The 17,988-nt window shown below is 73.5% G+C and carries 13 protein-coding genes; 5 read left to right on the plus strand and 8 right to left on the minus strand.

Annotation, left to right across the window (positions count from 1 at the left end; translation table 11 throughout):
- Positions 1-73: 73 nt before the first annotated feature.
- Positions 74-784, plus strand: a complete 711-nt coding sequence (locus tag HGAM_RS03945; RefSeq protein WP_019144173.1) for an HAD family hydrolase — start codon at positions 74-76, stop codon at positions 782-784.
- A complete protein-coding gene (locus HGAM_RS03950; protein WP_019144174.1) occupies positions 784-3,276 on the plus strand; it encodes a glycoside hydrolase family 65 protein in 2,493 nt (830 codons plus the stop codon). Before HGAM_RS03945 ends, HGAM_RS03950 begins: the two co-directional genes overlap by 1 nt.
- A gap of 66 nt (positions 3,277-3,342) precedes the next feature.
- On the opposite strand, the gene HGAM_RS03955 is transcribed toward HGAM_RS03950, so the two are convergent.
- From HGAM_RS03955 to HGAM_RS03985, 7 genes are read right to left on the minus strand one after another with little or no spacing between them, the layout of a single operon-like run.
- On the minus strand, positions 3,343-5,004 hold the full coding sequence (locus tag HGAM_RS03955) for an MDR family MFS transporter (RefSeq protein ID WP_019144175.1): 1,662 nt from the start codon (positions 5,002-5,004) through the stop codon (positions 3,343-3,345).
- Between the two features lie 19 nt (positions 5,005-5,023).
- The gene (locus HGAM_RS17610; RefSeq protein ID WP_019144176.1) at positions 5,024-5,647 is read right to left on the minus strand and encodes a TetR/AcrR family transcriptional regulator; all 624 of its coding nucleotides are present in this window, start codon (positions 5,645-5,647) and stop codon (positions 5,024-5,026) included.
- 57 nt (positions 5,648-5,704) lie between these two features.
- Entirely contained in the window at positions 5,705-6,427 is a 723-nt protein-coding gene (locus HGAM_RS17615) for a hypothetical protein (RefSeq protein ID WP_049798126.1), read from the minus strand.
- 60 nt (positions 6,428-6,487) lie between these two features.
- Entirely contained in the window at positions 6,488-7,951 is a 1,464-nt protein-coding gene (locus HGAM_RS17620) for a polysaccharide deacetylase family protein (protein WP_019144178.1), read from the minus strand.
- Complete coding sequence (gene glmS / locus HGAM_RS03975) at positions 7,948-9,738, minus strand: glutamine--fructose-6-phosphate transaminase (isomerizing) (protein ID WP_019144179.1); 1,791 nt, start codon at positions 9,736-9,738, stop codon at positions 7,948-7,950. The genes HGAM_RS17620 and glmS overlap by 4 nt, the downstream gene beginning before the upstream one ends.
- The gene (locus HGAM_RS03980) at positions 9,739-10,773 is read right to left on the minus strand and encodes a GDP-mannose 4,6-dehydratase (RefSeq protein ID WP_019144180.1); all 1,035 of its coding nucleotides are present in this window, start codon (positions 10,771-10,773) and stop codon (positions 9,739-9,741) included.
- A complete protein-coding gene (locus tag HGAM_RS03985) occupies positions 10,770-12,149 on the minus strand; it encodes a nucleotide sugar dehydrogenase (protein ID WP_019144181.1) in 1,380 nt (459 codons plus the stop codon). The genes HGAM_RS03980 and HGAM_RS03985 overlap by 4 nt, the downstream gene beginning before the upstream one ends.
- A 302-nt stretch (positions 12,150-12,451) precedes the next feature.
- On the opposite strand from HGAM_RS03985, the gene HGAM_RS17625 reads away from it, so the two are divergent.
- Entirely contained in the window at positions 12,452-13,726 is a 1,275-nt protein-coding gene (locus HGAM_RS17625; protein ID WP_019144182.1) for a glycosyltransferase family 2 protein, read from the plus strand.
- Here HGAM_RS17625 and HGAM_RS17630 read toward each other — a convergent pair.
- Complete coding sequence (locus HGAM_RS17630; RefSeq protein WP_019144183.1) at positions 13,710-16,355, minus strand: helix-turn-helix transcriptional regulator; 2,646 nt, start codon at positions 16,353-16,355, stop codon at positions 13,710-13,712. The genes HGAM_RS17625 and HGAM_RS17630 overlap by 17 nt on opposite strands.
- Before the next feature lie 182 nt (positions 16,356-16,537).
- Here HGAM_RS17630 and HGAM_RS04000 point away from each other — a divergent pair, with 182 nt between their 5' ends.
- Complete coding sequence (locus HGAM_RS04000; protein ID WP_019144184.1) at positions 16,538-17,563, plus strand: adenosine deaminase; 1,026 nt, start codon at positions 16,538-16,540, stop codon at positions 17,561-17,563.
- Entirely contained in the window at positions 17,560-17,967 is a 408-nt protein-coding gene (locus HGAM_RS04005) for a hypothetical protein (RefSeq protein WP_019144185.1), read from the plus strand. Before HGAM_RS04000 ends, HGAM_RS04005 begins: the two co-directional genes overlap by 4 nt.
- Positions 17,968-17,988: the final 21 nt, after the last annotated feature.

Below are 17,988 nucleotides of genomic sequence, written 5' to 3' on the forward strand. Positions count from 1 at the left end.
GACCGGGCCGCTCGGGACGCAGGTCACGCCGCGAGCGTTTTCGGTCCTGGCGTGGCGGCCCTACGCTTCTGGGGTGGACTGGGACCAGTACGACGCGGTGCTCTTCGACCTCGACGGCGTGATCACGCCGACGGCCGTGGTGCACATGCACGCGTGGAGCAAGATGTTCAACGACTTCCTCACCGCTCGCGGGATCGAGGAGCCGTACACCGACCAGGACTACTACGACTACGTGGACGGCAAGCCGCGCTACGACGGCGTCCGCTCGTTCCTGGCCTCGCGCGGCCTCGAGCTGCCCGACGGCGATCCGAGCGACCCGTCCACCGACGACACCGTCTGCGGCCTCGGCAACCGCAAGAACGACGCCTTCTCCGAGGTGCTGCGCACCGAGGGCGTCGAGCCCTACCCGGGCTCCGTGCGGCTGGTCGAGGCGCTCGTCGAGCGCGGCACGAAGCTCGCCGTCGTGTCGTCCTCGCGCAACGCCCCCGCCGTGCTGGAGACGGCCGGCCTGCGCCAGCACTTCCCGGTGCTCGTCGACGGCAACGTCGCCGCGGAGAAGGGCCTGCGCGGCAAGCCCGCCCCCGCGACCTTCCTGGAGGCGGCCACCGAGCTCGGCGTCGAGGCGTCCCGCGCGGTCGTCGTCGAGGACGCCACCTCCGGCGTCGAGGCCGGCTCGGCCGGCGGCTTCGGGCTCGTGGTCGGCGTCGACCGCGGCGCCGGCGAGGACGCCCTGCTGCGCGCCGGGGCCCACCGTGTCGTCACCGATCTCGCGGAGCTGATCTGATGGGCCCCTCGCACGTCGCCCCGCCGGCGACCGACATGCTCGACCGCAGCCGCTTCCCGGTCGACGAGTGGGCGCTGACCGAGAGCCGCTACAGCGCGCACGACCTGGGCACGACCGAGTCGGTGTTCGCCGTCGGCAACGGCTACCTGGGCCTGCGCGGCAACGTCGAGGAGGGCCGTGACTCGCACACGCACGGCACCTTCATCAACGGCTTCCACGAGACCTGGCCGATCCAGCACGCCGAGGAGGCGTACGGCTTCGCCCGCGTCGGCCAGACGATCGTCAACGCCCCGGACGCCAAGGTCATCCGGCTGTACGTCGACGACGAGCCGCTGCTGCTGTCGATCGCCGACCTGCTCGAGTACGAGCGCACCCTGGACTTCCGCGACGGCGTGCTGCGCCGCGAGATCCTGTGGCGCACCCCCGGCGGCAAACGGGTCCGCATCCGCAGCAGCCGCATGGTGTCGTTCACCCAGAAGCACCTGGCGATCTTGACCTTCGAGGTCACCCTGCTGGACGACCACGCGCCGGTCACCATCTCCTCGCAGATCCTCAACCGCCAGGACGGCGAGGACGAGTACCACGTCCGGGCCAAGGCGATGGGCGAGGGCGTCGACCCGCGCAAGGCCGAGCAGCTCGACCGCCGCGTGCTCGTGCCCGAGCACCACTCCGGCGACGGGGACCGCGGCCGGGTCTACCTGGGCTACCGCTGCGCCGAGAGCGGCATGACGCTCGCGGTCGCCGCCAGCCACCGGCTCGAGACCGAGAACGAGCGCACCGTCCACGTGCAGACCGCCGACGACCTGGCCAAGGTCGTCTACAACGTCGAGGCCCAGCCCGGCGTGCCGATCACGCTGACCAAGATCGTGGCGTACCACACCTCGCGCGGCGTCCCGGCCCGCGAGCTGCTCGACCGCTGCGACCGCACCCTCGACCGCACGTGCGAGCAGGGCGTCGAGCAGGAGCGGGCCGACCAGCGCGCCTGGCTCGACGCGTTCTGGGCCCGCTCGGACGTCGAGATCCCCGGCCAGCCCGAGGTGCAGCAGGCGGTGCGCTGGAACCTGTTCCAGGTCATCCAGGCCTCCGCTCGCGCCGAGGGGCAGGGCATCCCGGCCAAGGGCGTCACCGGCAGCGGCTACGGCGGCCACTACTTCTGGGACACCGAGGTCTACGTCATGCCGTTCCTGACGTACACGACCCCGCGGGCGGCCCGGAACGCGCTGCGCTTCCGCTACATGCTGCTCGACGCGGCCCGCCGCCGCGCCCGCCAGCTGGCCCAGAAGGGCGCGCTGTTCCCGTGGCGGACGATCAACGGCGAGGAGGCCTCGGCCTACTACGCCGCCGGCACCGCGCAGTACCACATCGACGCCGACATCGCGTACGCGCTGAGCAAGTACGTGGGCGCCACCGGCGACGTCGACTTCCTCAACCGCGAGGCGATCGACATCCTCGTCGAGACCGCCCGGCTGTGGGCCGACCTCGGCTTCTGGCGCAACGAGGAGAACGGCAGCTTCCACATCCACAGCGTCACCGGCCCGGACGAGTACACGACCGTCGTCAACGACAACCTGTACACGAACGTGCTGGCCCGCCAGAACCTGCGCCGCGCCGCCGAGGCCGTCCGCACGATGTCCGAGCGCGACCCCGAGGCGTACGAGCAGCTGGTCCGCCGGCTCGACCTGCGCGAGTCCGAGGTGCGCGAGTGGGAGCGGGCCGCCGAGGGCATGAGCATCCCGTTCGACGAGCACCTGGGCATCCACCCGCAGGACTCGCACTTCCTCGAGCGCGAGATGTGGGACCTGGCCAACACGCCGATGAGCAAGCGCCCGCTGCTGCTGAACTACCACCCGCTGGTGATCTACCGGTTCCAGGTGCTCAAGCAGGCCGACGTCGTGCTGGCGCTGTTCCTGCAGGGCGAGGCGTTCACCGCCCAGCAGAAGCGCCGCAACTTCGAGTACTACGACCCGATCACCACCGGCGACTCGACGCTGTCGGCGGTCGTGCAGTCGATCATGGCGGCCGAGGTCGGCTACCACGACCTCGCGCTGCGCTACTTCCTGTCGGCGCTGTACGTCGACCTGGCCGACCGGCACTCCAACACGTCCGACGGCGTGCACGTGGCCTCGACCGGCGGCGTGTGGAGCGCGCTGGCGTCCGGCTTCGGCGGCTTCCGCGACCAGGGCGACGGACGCTGGTCGATCGACCCGCGCCTGCCCGACGCCTGGGAGTCGCTGACCTACCGGCTCACGCTGCGCGGCACCCGCGTGCGCGTCACGGTGCGCCCGGCCGAGCTCGAGATGTGCGTGGAGCACGGCGACCACCGGCTCACCTTCGACGTACGTGGCGAGGAGGTCGTGGTCGCTCCCGGCGAGCCCGTGGTCGTGGCGCTCAAGGACCAGGGCCCGCGGCTGTCCGGCGAGCCGTCCAGCCCGGCGGGCACGCTGCGCGCCGACGGCACGGTCATCTCGGCCATCGTCCCCTCGGGCGAGTAGCCCGCTCCCCGCTGGGAGTGACGCTGGGGCGGCGACACGCCGTGCGGCGCCGCCACAGCGTCACGCTCAGCGCCGGGGTGCGTCGTCCGTCTCGGTGGCCTGCTCGTCCTGGTCGGTGACGGCCGCGGCGGAGCGCTGCTCGGCGTCCAGGCGCTCGGCCTCCTCGCCGCCGATGGCCTCGCCGCGGGCGACCATGCCGGCGACGTCGGACAGCGGGATCTCCTTGAGGAACAGCGCCAGAACGAACGCCACCGCGATGAACGGCACGAGGTACCAGAACACCGGCGCGAGCGCGTCGGCGTACGCGGAGACGATGCCGTCCTGCACGGGCTCGGGCAGCTGCTGCATGACCGACGGCTCGAGGGTGGCCGTCGCCGACGCGGCGTCCGACGCCGAGGCGCCCGAGGACGTGAACACGTCCGTCAGCCGCTCGGACAGGCGGTTGGTGAACATCGCGCCGAAGATCGCCACGCCCAGGGCGGCACCGACCTCGCGGAAGTAGTTGTTCGTGCTCGTCGCGGTGCCGATCTGGTCGACCGGCACGGAGTTCTGCACGACCAGGACGACGACCTGCATGATCAGGCCCAGGCCGGCGCCGAACACGAAGATCTGCACGCAGATGACCCAGATCGCGGTGTCGGCGGTGAGCGTCGTGAGCCACAGCATCGCCGCGCCGACCACGGCGGCACCGACGATCGGGTACGCCTTGTAGCGGCCGGTGCGGCTGATCCGGATGCCCGACCAGATCGACGTGCCCATGAGGCCGACCATCATCGGCAGCATCAGCAGGCCCGACGTCGCGGCGGACGTGCCCGACGACATCTGCAGGAAGGTCGGCAGGAAGGCGAGGGCGGCGAACATGCCCATGCCGAGGGTGAAGCCGATCGCGGTGCTGATGACGAAGATCGAGCTGCGGAACAGGCTCAGGGGGATGATCGGGTCCTCGGCGCGCGACTCGACCATGACGAAGCCGCACACGGCGACGAGCAGGCCGGCGCCCCACAGCCAGGTGGAGGTGGCGCCCCAGCCGTGGTCGGCGTTTCCGCCGAACTCGCTGAAGAAGATCAGGCAGGTCGTGGCGGCCGACAGCAGCACGACGCCGGGGACGTCGATGCCGTGCTCAGGGCGCTTGGTCGGCAGGGTCAGCGCGAACCAGGCGATGAGGAACGCGGCGGCGCCGATCGGCAGGTTGATCCAGAACGCCCAGTGCCAGCTGAGGTGGTCGACGAAGAAGCCGCCCAGGAGCGGGCCGGCCACGGCCGACAGGCCGAAGATGCCGCCCAGCGGGCCGAGGTACTTGCCGCGCTCGTTGGCCGGCACGATGTCGGCGATGATCGCCTGGCTGAGGATCATCATGCCGCCGCCGCCGAGGCCCTGGATCGCGCGGAAGACCACGAACGACCAGAAGTCGTCGCTCAGCGCGCAGCCCAGCGAGGCCAGCGTGAACACGGCGATCGCGAACAGGAACAGGTTGCGCCGGCCCAGGACGTCGCCGAATTTGCCGTAGATCGGCATGACGATCGTCGTGGCCAGCAGGTACGCGGTGGTGATCCAGGCCTGATGCTCGACGCCGCCCAGGTCGCCGACGATGGTCGGCATCGCCGTGGAGACGATCGTCTGGTCCAGGCTGGCCAGGAACATGCCCGCGATGAGCGCGGAGAAGATGATCCAGATCCGGCGCTGCGTCAGCAGCAGGGGCGCGTCGTCGCGCAGGTCGGTGCTCGTCATGGTGTCCTCGGTCGTGCGCTCAGGGGCGCGGGGTCAGGTGCAGGTCGCGCAGGGCCTGCAGGTCGGGGGCCGCCTCGTCGCGGAACGAGGTGGCGGTCTCAGAGGAGAAGAAGCGCATGGCGACGGACTGCCCGAGCGCACCGAGCAGCGTCGACGCCACGCGGGCGCGGGGGTCGGACGCGTCCACGCCCTCGCGCTCGGCGACGAGGGTGGCCAGCCGCTGCTCCATGGCCCGGCCGCGCTCCATCAGGCGGTCGAGCAGCCGCGGCTCGGCGATGAGCGCTCGGTGGAGCGCGACGTGCTCCTCGCGGGTGAGCGCCGCACCCTCGTGCGCGGCGGCCAGCAGCTCGACGTAGTCGCCGGCCAGGTCGGCGGAGAACGGCTCGTCCCCACCGCCGGCCAGGAACGCCGCGACCGCGTCGGCGGGCAGCTCGTCGGCCGGCGTGCCCAGGATCGCCTCGTCCTTGGTCGGGAAGTAGTTGAAGAACGTCCGGCGGGAGACGCCGACCTGCTCGCACAGCTGCTCCACGGTGAACCCGTGCACGCCGTGGCGGGCCGTGAGGGCTCGTGCCGCGTTGACCAGGGACGCGCGGGTGACGCGCCGCTTGGCGTCGCGTCGGCTCTCCTCGATCGTCCTGGTCACCCAGACTTTTTACACTATGGGACCAAGAGTGCAAAAATCGTCGGCGGGGACGTCCGCTCAGGAGCCCCGCGACCGGGTGACCACGCGCAGCCACGGGCCGGGTGGCACGTCGACGCGGTCGACGAAGCGCCAGCGGATCCCGCCGGTGATGCCGTTGACGTCGTCGAACCCGAGGCACCCGGTGATCGCCGGCGAGACGTCCATGCCGGCCCCGCCGTAGCGCTCGTTGCGCGGCCGGACGTCGTCGGCGCCGAACACGTACCGCACGTCGGAGTACTCGCCCGGCCCGGCGTCCTGGACCTGGCCGAAGCACCGACGGGAGCCGCGGCGCAGCTCCACCCAGCGGTTCTTCATGAGGCTGTGGCGCCGGTCCGCGACCCGGTCGCGGTACGGCTCCTCGTCGGCCCACGGCACGACGTCGCCGCGCTCGCGGAAGTTCTGCTCGACGTTGCGGTCGTCGTAGGGCAGGTCCAGGTAGAACGGGTTCTCCAGCGGGGTCATCCGGCGCGGGAACCAGCCGTCGTCGCGGCGGCGGCGCTCGGTGCGGCAGTCGTCGCCGGTCTGGACCCCGTCGCAGCCGCCGTAGTGGAGCAGCCACTCGTCGTCGAACGCCGAGATGCGCTGCGAGCCGTCGTCGGCGTCCGGGTCGAAGATCTCGCCGACCCAGAACGTCGTCGCGGTGATGCCGGTGTGCCAGGGGTAGCGGCGCCCGCGCTGCGCCGGCGAGCGGTCGTCAGCCACGAGCGTCGTGACCAGGGCGAGGACGACGGTCACAGCCACGAGCGCGGCGACCGTCCCCGCGGCGCGCGGCCGCGGGGACGGTCGGGGACGCAGCACGGGTCACCCCGCCCCGAGGTCCCCGGGGGGCGGCTCCGGCGACCCGGTCAGCGCCGGCGCCGACGGGGGCGTCGGCGCTCTCTCGCCTCCGGCGGCCGGAGCGCCCTGGACGTCGTAGACCGCGACGTCGTCGGTCTCGAGCGTGCCGTTCGCGAACACGTTGAGCCCGAAGCTGATCCCGGTCGAGCCGGCCGGGAGCTCCGGCGTCGACCACTGGGCCGCGGCCCAGTCCGTCGCTGCGGCGAACCACGGGCTGGACGTCCAGTACCGCCACGTGCCGGCGTCGTCGCGCAGGTACACCGCGAACTGGGTGACCGTGCTCGAGCGGTACCAGGAGCGCAGCGAGTAGGCGTGGCCCGCGGCGACCGTCGGGCTGCAGTCGCCCAGGTCGAAGCGGGGGAGCCACTTGGCGTCGCCGTCGGTGTAGCCGCTCACCGTCACGCGGGCGGCCCGCGAGCCGGTGCGTCCGGCACTCGTGTCGAGCGTGGCCGTGTTGGTGCCGTAGCCGCCGCGCATCCAGCAGACCGGGTCGCCGTTGGCGTCCAGCTGCTCGAGCCCGGGGTTGACGACCCCGTTCTCGCCCGGTGCCAGCGGCGGCTCGGCGGTCGGCGCGACGGCCGGCTTCACCGCACCGCCCACGACGTCGCCGACCGTCCGCACCACCGTGTTGCGGGTGGCGGCGCGCGGCTGGAGCCACGCGGCGAACTGGGTCAGCACGGCCGGCGTCACGGAGATCTCGCAGCCCGACGCGCACACGTGGTGGAACGTCAGCTGCGTCCAGCCGCCGGCCTGCTCGGCGTTGGTCACGACGCGCTTGAGGTCGGCCAGCGTCCAGTCCGTCTCCACCTGCGCCGGAGCGCGCGTCTCGAACGGGTCGGCCGCCGGCATCGTCTCGGCGCGCGGGCAGCCCGCGCACTCGTCGCCCGCGCGTCCGGTGCGCAGGTCGCCCAGGCCGCGGGCGCTGTTGTAGCCGCAGTCGGTCACGACCTGCTTGGTGGCTGCGTCCAGGCTCGCGAACGGGTAGGCGAAGCTGCGCACCTGCAGACCCTGGGACATCAGCCACGTCCGGTCGCCGCACACCTGGCGGATCTTCTCGGCGGGGCTGGCGGAGATCAGGTCGGGATGGTTGATGGTGTGGCCGCCGACCTCGTGCCCGGCGGACTCGAGCCCCTTCACCTGGGCCAGCGTGAGGTAGCCCTGCGCGCCCAGGAAGCCGGACGGCACGTAGAACGTCCCGCGCATCCCGTGGTCCTGCAGGATCTGGGCGGCCTGGGCCTGGTCGGCGTTGCCGTCGTCGAAGGTCAGGCTGACGACGGTCAGGGGCCGGGTCGCGCCCGGTGCGCTCGGGGCACCCCAGGCGAGCAGGGCGACCACGACGGCCGCGGCCGTCAGCGTGGCGACGAGGACGGCGGCGAGGCGCCGGGACGGCTCGCTGGCGTGCTCGCCGTGGCGGCGTGCTGCACTCATTCGACCGTCACCGACTTGGCCAGGTTGCGCGGCTTGTCGATGTCGCGACCGCGCAGCACCGCCACCTGGCGGGCCAGCACCTGCATGGCCATGACGGACTCCAGGGGCCCGCACCAGTCGATGCCCGGGATGCCGCCGGACGTGCCGAGGGCCGGGAGCGCCGAGCCGGGACCACCGATGTCGATGACGTCGCCGCCGCGGGCCCGCACCTCGGCCAGGCTCGCCTGCATGCGGGACGAGCCGTCGTCGACCGCCACGACCGGCGTGCCGGGCTCGACCAGCGCCAGCGGTCCGTGCTTGAGCTCGCCGGACGCGTGGCTCTCGGCCCACAGGTAGCTGAGCTCCTTGAGCTTGAGCGCGCCCTCGTCGGCGTAGCTGCGCGCGATGCCGCGGCCCAGGAACAGGAACCCGGACGCCTCGGAGGTGGCCGCCGCGATCGTCGGCACCGCCTGCATGGCGACGCCGATCGACTGCGCGACCAGGTCCGGGACGCGACCGAGGTCGGCGACCATCGCGCGTCCGGTCGAGCGGGCCAGCCGCCCGGTGCCCACGCACGCGGCGATCGCCAGGCACGTGCCCGTGAGCACCTGCGCGGTGTACGTCTTGGTGGCCGCGACGCCGATCTCCGGACCGGCGTGGCACGACATCACGAAGTCGGCGCGGCGGCCCAGCGCGGACCAGGCGGAGTTGGTCACCGCCACGACCGGGGCGCCGCGGTGCTCGACCCGGTCGAGCGCCCGCAGGACGTCGGCCGTCTCGCCGGACTGGCTGAACGCCAGCACGAGCGTGTCGGGCTCGACGACCCAGTCGTCGGCCTCGCTGGCGACGACCGCCTGCGTCGGCACGCCGGCGACGCGTCCCAGGACGCCCGCGACGGCGCGGCCGGCGTTGAGCGACGTGCCGCAGCCGAGCACGGCCACCCGGGCGAAGTCGGGCAGCCCCGAGGCGTGCCACAGCGAGCCGTCCTGCGCCGGGGCGCCCCACGACTCCAGGACGCGGGTCGCCACGAGCGGCTGCTCGTCGATCTCCTTGCTCATGAAGTCCGCGTAGAGCTCGCGGCTGAGCTCAGCGACCGAGATGGTGCAGCGGCGCAGCAGCGGCGGCTCGGCGACGTGCCCGCCGTGACGCCACGTGGTCGTCTCGCCGACGGTCACGACGTGGCCGTCCTCGAGCACCCGGAAGTCGTCGATCCAGGCGGCCACGGCAGCGACGTCGCTGGCCAGGTACACGCCCTCCGGTCCCTCGGCGACCACGAGCGGCGACCCGTGGCTGGTCGCGACCAGCTCGCCGGTCAGCGCGTCCAGGACGGCCAGCGCCCAGGTGCCGGTGAGCTGCTCAACGGCGGCCTCGACCGCCGCGGCCAAGCCGGTGCCGAGCGCCTCCTCGACCAGGTGGACCACCACCTCGCTGTCCACGTCGGACGCGACCACGTGGCCCCGCTCGCGCAGTCCGGCGCGCAGGGCGTCGGCGTTGGTGATGATCCCGTTGTGGACCAGCGCCAGGCGTCCGGAGCAGTCCGCGTGCGGGTGGGCGTTGCCCTCGGTCACCGCGCCGTGGGTGGCCCAGCGGGTGTGGCCGACGCCGGTCGTGCCGGCCACCGGGTCGGCGGCCAGGCGGTCGACGAGTGCCTCCACGCGAGCGGTGGTGCGTCGTACCTGCAGCGTCCCGTCGGCCTGGGCCACCGCGACGCCGACCGAGTCGTAGCCGCGGTACTCCAGCCGGGCGAGCGCCTCGGTGAGGGTGCCGGTCACGGCGCCGGACGTGCGTCCGGCCACGATGCCGCACATCTAGACCACCGCCTCGGTCGCCGCCAGCACCAGGCGCGTCTCGGCGACCGGCCGGGCGTCGTCGCGCAGGGACTCGGCGACCTTCGCGATCACGTCGTCCAGGGCCGTGCGGGGCACGAAGCCGACGAGCTCCTGGGCCCGGGTGTTGTCGGGCACCCGCCGGCGCATGTCCTCGTAGCCGGGCGCGTACGCCTCGGCGTAGGGGACGAGCCGCACGGAGCTGCTGCTGCCGGTGACCTGCAGGATGCGCCGGGCCAGGTCGAGGATGCTGACCTCCTCGGCGCCGCCCAGGTTGAACGCCTGGCCGACCGACCGCTCGTCCTCAGCCAGGGCGACCATCGCGGGGACGACGTCGCCGACGAAGGAGAAGCAGCGGGTCTGCTGGCCGTCGCCGTGGACGGTCAGCGGCTCGCCGCGCAGGGCCTGGCCCACGAGCCGCGGCACGACCATGCCGTAGTGGCCGACCTGGCGGGGTCCGACGGTGTTGAACAGCCGGACGATCGAGACCTGCAGCCCGTGCTGCTTCCAGTAGGCGTGGGCGAAGGCCTCGTCGATGCCCTTGGCCGCGGCGTAGGTCCACCGCGACAGCAGCGGGGAGCCCAGGATGCGGTCGGAGTCCTCGTGCAGCTTGTCGGCGGTGTTCTTTCCGTAGATCTCGCTCGTGGAGACCAGCAGCACCGGCACCCGAGCCGCGAGCGCGCACTCCAGCACGTTCTCGGTGCCGTGGATGTTGGTGCGCAGCCCCAGCAGCGGCTCGGCGACGACCAGGTCGACGCCGACCTGCGCGGCCAGGTGGAAGACCCGGTCGACGCTGCGCGTCAGGCGCTCGACGAGCGGGCGGTCGAGCACGGAGCCGTGCACGAAGCCGAGCGACGAGTGGTTGGCGACGGCGTCGAGGTTCGACAGCCGTCCGGTCGACAGGTCGTCGAGCACGACCACCTCGTCGCCGCGAGAGAGCAGCAGCTCCACCAGGTGGCTGCCGACGAAGCCGGCGCCACCCGTGACGAGCGTGCGCACGGGCACCGGGCGGCTCACAGGGTCACCCGCTCGGCCGGCACCGCGGTGCGGAAGGTGGCGTCGAGCACGAGCTGCTCGGGCGCCATCCAGGAGACGTCCAGGCCCGGGTGCGCGGTGTGCACCAGCACGAGGGTGGGCTGGAAGGCGCGCGGGTCGGGGACGGCCCGCAGCTCGGAGCCGTCGGGCAGGCGGGCGGAGTCGATGTACGGGTCGACGAAGCCGACCTGTGCCCCCTCGTGCCGCAGCTGCTCGAGGATCTCCAGGGCGGGCGACTCGCGCAGGTCTGCGACGCCGGGCTTGTAGGCGACGCCCATGACCAGGATGCGCGCGCCGGCCATGCCGCGACCGCGGTCGGACAGGACCTTGCGGATCCGCTCGACCACGCGTCCAGGCCGCGCGGCGATCTGGTGCATCGCGGCGTCCATCACCGGCGCCTCGACGTGGCTGCGGCGCAGCTGCCAGAGCAGGTAGTGCGGGTCGCACGGGATGCAGTGGCCGCCGACGCCCGGTCCGGGCCAGAACGGCATGAACCCGTAGGGCTTGGTGGCGGCGGCGCCGATCACGTCCGTGACGTCGATGCCGATCTCGGTGCAGACGTCGGCGAACTCGTTGGCCAGGGCGATGTTGACGGCGCGAAACGTGTTCTCCAGGAGCTTGGTCATCTCGGCGGTCTCCAGGCACGGGACCGGGTGCACCGAGTCCGCGTACCGGCCCAGCAGCTCCACCGCGCGCTCCAGGCACGCGGGGGTGGCGCCGCCGACGACGCGCGGGACCTGCTCCTGGGCGACGATCGTGCTGCCGGGGTCGATCCGCTCGGCGCTGAAGGCCAGGTGGACGTCCTCGCCGACGACGAGCCCGCGGGCGGCCAGCGGCTGGCCGAGCAGCTCGGCGGTGCAGCCGACGTAGGTGGTGGAGGTCAGGACGACGAGCTGGCCGGGGACGGCCTCGGCGGCGACGGTCGAGCAGGCGCTGCCGAGGATGCCCAGGTCGGGCACCAGGTGCGCGTCCACTGGCGTCGGCACGCAGATGATGACGGCCCGCGCGCTGGACAGCCGGCCGACGTCGGAGGTCAGCTCGAAGCGGGTCGAGTCCAGGGCCTCGGTGAGCCGGTCGTGGTCGCTGGCGATCGCGTCGACCGCGCCGTTCACGATGTCGTCGAGCCGGCGGGGCGAGACGTCCAGGGCGAGCACCGAGCGTCCCGCGTGGTGGTAGGCCAGCGCGGTCGGCAGGCCGACGTAGCCGAGGCCGACGATGGCGACGTCGTGGGTGAACACGGGGGCCGCCACGGGCGCCAGGACCGGGTCGGGGACCGGGATGGGCGTGGGCTCGGGGTCGTTCGGGACGGTGCCGGTGGGAACCGTGCTGGTCGGGGGGACGGGGGTGGTCGCGGTCATGGGGGACTCCTTCTGCTGGGGACCGTCCTCGCACTCGGCATGCGGTGCGAGCGGTGGGAGCGGCGGGACTCCAGGGGGTGGGACGCCGGACCCAGGCCTCACGCTTTCCCGGGCCCCGGGGTCGGTCAACGCGTTGCGGAGAACGCTGCGGGACTAGTCCGACGGAACCGTTGCGGGCTCGTTGCGGGACGCGGGACCTTTCCGCAAGACCCCGCAGGATTCCGGCGGACAAAACGTCTTGTCGCGGCGGCGGGGTGGTGGCAAGGTCGCGCGTGGGAGCCCGCCCGCGGAAGGAACCGTCCATGACCTGGTTGCTGGTGACGGCGACGCTGATGCTCGGCCTGACGACGCTGTGCTGGGCCTGCGTGGGCCTGGCTCGCCTGCTCGTGCGCCCCGGCCGCGGACGTCACCTGGCGCCGGAGGGATCCGACCGGCTCACGGCCCGCGACGTGGCCGTCCTGGTCGCCGCGCACGACGAGGAGGCGGTCATCGCGGGCACCATCGAGGCGGCCGCCCACCTCGTGGGTGCCGACCAGGTCTTCGTCGTCTCGGACGCGTCCAGCGACGGCACCGTCGACGTCGTCCGGGCGCACGGCGCCCACGTGATGGACCTGTGGCCCAACCGCGGCAAGGCCGGGGCGCTCGTGGCCGGCCTGGAGCACTTCGACCTGGCCCGCCGGTTCGAGGTCGTCATGCTGCTGGACGCCGACAGCCGCCCCGCGGCCGACTACCTCGAGACCGGTCTGCCGCTGTTCGAGCCCGGCGTGGTGGCGGTGGCCGGACGTGCCACGACGCTGCAGGAGACGCCGTCCGCCACCCGGGCCGGACGCGTCCTGGTGGCGCACCGCGAGCGGACGTACCTGGCGGTGCAGACGCTGCACAAGTTCGGCCAGGCCGCCGCCCGCGCGAACGTCGTCACGATCGTGCCGGGCTTCGCCAGCATGTACCGCACGTCGATCCTCGATCAGGTCGACATCGCCGCCCCCGGGCTGGCGATCGAGGACTACAACATGACGTTCGAGATCCACACCAAGGAGCTCGGCCGCATCGCGTTCGACCCCCGCGCGGCGAAGGCGTACACCCAGGACCCGGACACGCTGGGCGACTACGTGAGCCAGATGAGCCGCTGGGGGTTGGGCTTCTGGCAGACGGTGCTGCGCCACCGCCCGCTCCTTCGGCCGGGCATCTTCCTGGCCAGCCTGGCGATGTTCTGCCTGGAGGTCGTGCTCAGCAGCCTGCTGCTGACCGTCGTGCTGCCGGCCGCGGCGATCGGTGCCGTGGCGGCGCTGCTGAGCGGCACCGGGGCGGACCTCGGCGGGGCGGCGACCGCGGTGGACCTGTTCGTGCCCAGCACGGTGCTCGCCGCGGGCATCGTGCTGCCCGACCTGCTGCTCACCGTCTACGCGGCGGTGCTGGCCCGGCGGTGGAGCTACCTGTTCCTGGCCCCGGCGTTCGTCCTGCTGCGCATCGTGGACGCCTGGGTGAACCTGCGGGCGCTGTCGCGCGCGCTGCGCGGCGGCTCGTCGGGCGTGTGGCGCAGCCCGACCCGGCGCGCCGTGGTCAGTCCGTCGTCCTGAGCCGGCCGTCGAGCACGGCCACGAGCTGGGCGCGCGAGGCGACGCCGATCGTGCGGTAGATGCGGGTCAGGCGCAGCTCCACCGAGCGCACCGACAGGTGCAGGTCCGCGGCGATCTCGCGGGTGCGGCGTCCGGCCATGGCCAGGCGGACGATGTGCCGCTCCTCCTCCGAGAGCGCCGACACGGCCTCGACGTACGGGTCGCGGGCCACCGGCTTGAGCTGCTCGGCGAGCCGCTCGGCCCAGGCGTGGGCCCCGCTGCGCTCGAACGTGGCGTCGGCCAGCATGCGGATGCGGCGGGCCTCGTCGACGTCGCCGCCCTCGGCCAGGCGCTCGGCGTACGCGGTGAGCGTGCGGCCCAGCTCGTAGGGAGAGGTGTCGGGCGGCGCGTCGGCCACGACCTTCGCCAGGTGGGGGACGGCCTCGGGCACGGGCAGCAGCAGGCCACGCGCCCGCGCGAGCGCGACGCGGCTCCACGGCGAGGAGTGCGGACCGACGCGCTGCTCCAGCAGCGTCAGGACCGACCGTCCCTCGCCGGTGCGCCCGGTGCGCACGCAGGTCTCGACGTAGTCGGCGCCGTGGCGCAGCAGCGCGGGGTCGCGGAAGGCCAGGCCCTCGGCGTGGGCGCGCCGCAGCACCTCGAGCGCGGCGTCCCAGTCCTCGTCCAGGACGTGCGTCGCACCGAGCAGCGACAGCAGCCGGGCGTGCACGGACGGCGCCGAGTGGCGCTGCGCCTGGTCCAGGCCGATGGAGATGAGGTCGCGCGCCCGCTCGAGCCGGCCGTCGGACCACGCGTACCAGGCGCGGACGTAGGCCTCCTCGCTCGGACCGTGGAACGTCCAGGGACGGTTGTCCTCCCAGTCGTCGATCGCGGCGCGGCCGCGGCGCAGGTGCCCGGAGCGGGTCTCGTTGAGCACCTGGCCGTAGCGGGCCAGCTGGCCCCACACGGCGGTGGCGGACCGGCGACGGGTCAGGGCGACGGTGAACAGCCGTCGGGCGAGCGCGTGCTGCTGGCGCAGCGTGGCCGCCCGTCCGGCGAGCACGAGGTGCGGGAGCGGCATGCTGCGCGGGTCCTCGGCCTGCGGGTCGCGGCCCGGGGCCGGGTCCTTGCCCTCGAGGGCGTCCAGGACGTCGGTCAGCCGGCTCACCTGGGCCTGCCGCTCGGGGTCCAGGTCGACGCCGAGCTGCTCGAGCCGCTCGAGCTGGGCCCGGGCCGGCCCGGGCTGCCAGCGCTCGACGTGCGACATCGTCGTGAGCTCCAGCAGCGCGACGGCCGCCTCGGGCTCGTCGACGGACTCGGCGTCGACGAGCGCGTTGACCATCTCGTCGCTGGTGCGGCGCACGTCCAGCAGCTCGATCGAGAGCCGCAGCGCCATGAGCTGGAGCGGCTCGCCGGTCTGGGCCAGGTCGATGTCGCGCACGTAGCGTCCGGCCAGGCTCGTCTCGCCGCGCTCGAGCAGCCGGACGACGAGCCGGCTCAGCGCCTCGCCGTGCTGGGTGCCGGACGGCACGCCCGCGGCCCGCTCGGCGTACTCGACCGCCGGCCAGATGAAGTTCTCCTCGGCCAGGTCGACCGCCGCCTCGACCAGCGTGGTGGCGTGCAGGTGCAGGCCGTCGACGAAGCTCAGGTGCCACGCGGCGATGCGGGGCTCGTCCTTCGCCGCCTCGGCGAGCGCGGCGTGCAGCGAGCGGCGGCGCTGGCCGGACTGGCTCCAGTACAAGTGGGTGCGCACCCGCGGGTCCTGGACGACGACGTGCGCGCCGAGGGCGCGCAGCAGGCCGAGGTCGACGAGGTCCTCCAGCGCCCCGCTCCAGCGCGGGTCGAGCGAGAGCAGGGCCTCGCGGTGGGCCAGGGGGGCCAGCGCGGCCGCGGCGAGCGGACGCCGCAGCGCCGGCTCGAGCCCGTTGAGCCGCTGCTCAGCGACGGCGTCGAGCGTCGGGCTCGGGCGCAGGGGCAGGGCGAGCCGGGTGCTGCCGTTCAGCTGGTCCGAGCCCAGCAGGCTGAGCTGCTCGGTCAGCAGCTTGGGGTTGCCGCCGGCGAAGTGGGCGACGATCGGCACGAGCGCCGGGTCGGCGTCCCCGAGCAGTCCCTGCACCAGCTCGTGGCTCCGGGCGCGGCTCAGCGGCGCCAGGGTCAGCGCGCGCAGCGCGGCGAACGGACCGCCCGCCGGCGGCGTGGTCGTGGTGAGCACCATGCGCAGGTTGGTGCCGGGCAGCCGGCTCGCGACGGTGCCCAGCAGGCTCTGGCTCACCTCGTCCATGAGGTCGACGTCGTCGACCAGGACGAGCATGGGCGGCAGCCGCATGCCGGCGAGCAGGGCGACCAGGTCGTGCCCGGCGGCGAACAGGCCCACCGGGTCGTCGCTGCGCACGTCCAGGTGGCGCACGAGCTCGCCGCGGTGGTCGCCGCGCAGCTCGGCCAGGAGGGCCGACACCCCGGACACCGGGAAGCCCGCCTCGGCCGGGTTGGCCCGGACGACCACGGTCGGCAGGCTCGGGTGCGAGCGCAGCCGGTCCAGCAGGTGCGACTTGCCCGAGCCGGGCTCCCCGACGACGACGAGCGCGCTCTCGGGGGCGTCGAGCATCGCGGCGACGGTCTGGGTGATCTGGGCTGCGTCCGGTGTGTGCATGCGCTCTCCCGCGGTACGTCGGGGTCGTGAAGGTCCGTTCAGGGCTCCTGTATCTGGAGTCGGCGGGGTCTCGGCCGGGCTCGGCGACGACAATGTAACCCGGTTCACAGACCAGAAAAACGGTTTCGGCAGACAAGGGGCCCGGAGTGCCCAGTCCCTCCGTGCGTGCCAGACTCCGGCGCATGAGCGACCTGCACGCCTTCGCGGCCGGGCTCCCGAAGGCCGAGCTCCACGTCCACCACGTCGGGTCCGCGTCGCCGCGCACCGTGGCCGAGCTGGCGGCCCGGCACGCCGGGTCCTCTCCGGTGCCGGCCGACGTCGACGCGCTCGCGGACTACTTCACGTTCACCGACTTCGGCCACTTCATCGAGGTCTACCTGTCGGTCGTCGACCTGGTCCGCACCCCCGAGGACGTGTGGACGCTGACCTACGAGGTCGCCCAGGACCTGGCCGCCCAGCGGGTGCGCTACGCCGAGCTGACGCTCACCCCGTACACCTCGATCGTGCGCGGCATCGCGGCCGAGGCGTACTGCGAGGCGGTCGAGGACGCGCGGGTGCGCGCCGAGCGCGACCTGGGCCTCGCGCTGCGCTGGTGCTTCGACATCCCCGGCGAGTCCGGGCTGGAGGCCGCGGACGTCACGCTCGACACCGCGCTGCGCCTGCGCCCCGACGGCCTGGTCTCGTTCGGTCTCGGCGGGCCCGAGCTGGGCGTGCCGCGGCCGCAGTTCGCCCCGCACTTCCAGCAGGCCCGGGCGGCCGGACTGCACAGCGTCCCGCACGCGGGCGAGTCCACGGACGCGCAGACGGTGTGGGACGCCGTCGAGCACCTCGGCGCGGAGCGGATCGGCCACGGCATCCGCAGCGTCGACGACCCGGCGCTGCTCGCCCTGCTCGCCGAGCGCGGCATCGCCCTGGAGGTGTGCCCGACCTCGAACGTCCGCACCCGTTCGGTGCCGTCGCTGGCCGAGCACCCGCTGCCGGCGATCGCGGCGGCCGGCGTGCCCTTCTCCATCTCCTCGGACGACCCGCCCATGTTCGGCACCACGCTCACCGACGAGTACCTCGTCGCCGCGGACCTGCTCGACCTGGACGAGGCCGGTGTCGCCGAGCTGGCGCGCCAGGCGGTGCGCCAGTCGTTCCTGGGCGACGCGGGCAAAGCAGCCCTGATCGCCGAGGTCGACGCCTACGCGGTCGGTCCGACGCCGTGAGGTGGGGCCGCCGACCGGCGCCCGAGGACCCGGACGCCGTCGCCGTCGAGGCGTTCCTCGACGCGGCGGCCACGCGCCTGGAGGCCCGGACGGTACGCGGCGCCGAGCGTCCGTCGGTGCAGGACGCGCTGTGGCTGTGCCCCTGCTACAGCGACGAGGACCCTCCGGTGCTGCTTCTGTGCACGACCGAGCAGGGGGAGGTGCTGTGGTCGCGGGTGCCGATCCGGTCCAGTGCGCTCGACCTGGTCGCCGCTCGCCGATTCACCGGCGCGCACACGCATCCGGAACAGGTGCTCGACTGGCTCCACGGGAGGGCGGACGACCCGGGGTTCGACGCCCCCGACGCCGAGGACCTCGAGATCGCGAACGGTCTGCGCGACCGGCTGGCCGGACCGGCCCGCTAGGGGCGCCCCCCGGCGTCCCCA

Source organism: Aeromicrobium massiliense JC14, from assembly GCF_000312105.1.
GTDB lineage: Bacteria > Actinomycetota > Actinomycetes > Propionibacteriales > Nocardioidaceae > Aeromicrobium > Aeromicrobium massiliense.

Bases quoted from the DNA above. Each gene is read 5' to 3' on its own strand.
- HGAM_RS03985 (WP_019144181.1), bottom strand. From the start codon at position 12,149: ATGACCGCGACCACCCCCGTCCCCCCGACCAGCACGGTTCCCACCGGC.
- HGAM_RS17630 (WP_019144183.1), bottom strand. From the start codon at position 16,355: ATGCACACACCGGACGCAGCCCAGATCACCCAGACCGTCGCCGCGATG.
- HGAM_RS04000 (WP_019144184.1), top strand. From the start codon at position 16,538: ATGAGCGACCTGCACGCCTTCGCGGCCGGGCTCCCGAAGGCCGAGCTC.
- HGAM_RS17620 (WP_019144178.1), bottom strand. From the start codon at position 7,951: ATGAGTGCAGCACGCCGCCACGGCGAGCACGCCAGCGAGCCGTCCCGG.
- HGAM_RS03955 (WP_019144175.1), bottom strand. From the start codon at position 5,004: ATGACGAGCACCGACCTGCGCGACGACGCGCCCCTGCTGCTGACGCAG.
- HGAM_RS17625 (WP_019144182.1), top strand. From the start codon at position 12,452: ATGACCTGGTTGCTGGTGACGGCGACGCTGATGCTCGGCCTGACGACG.
- glmS (WP_019144179.1), bottom strand. From the start codon at position 9,738: ATGTGCGGCATCGTGGCCGGACGCACGTCCGGCGCCGTGACCGGCACC.
- HGAM_RS03950 (WP_019144174.1), top strand. From the start codon at position 784: ATGGGCCCCTCGCACGTCGCCCCGCCGGCGACCGACATGCTCGACCGC.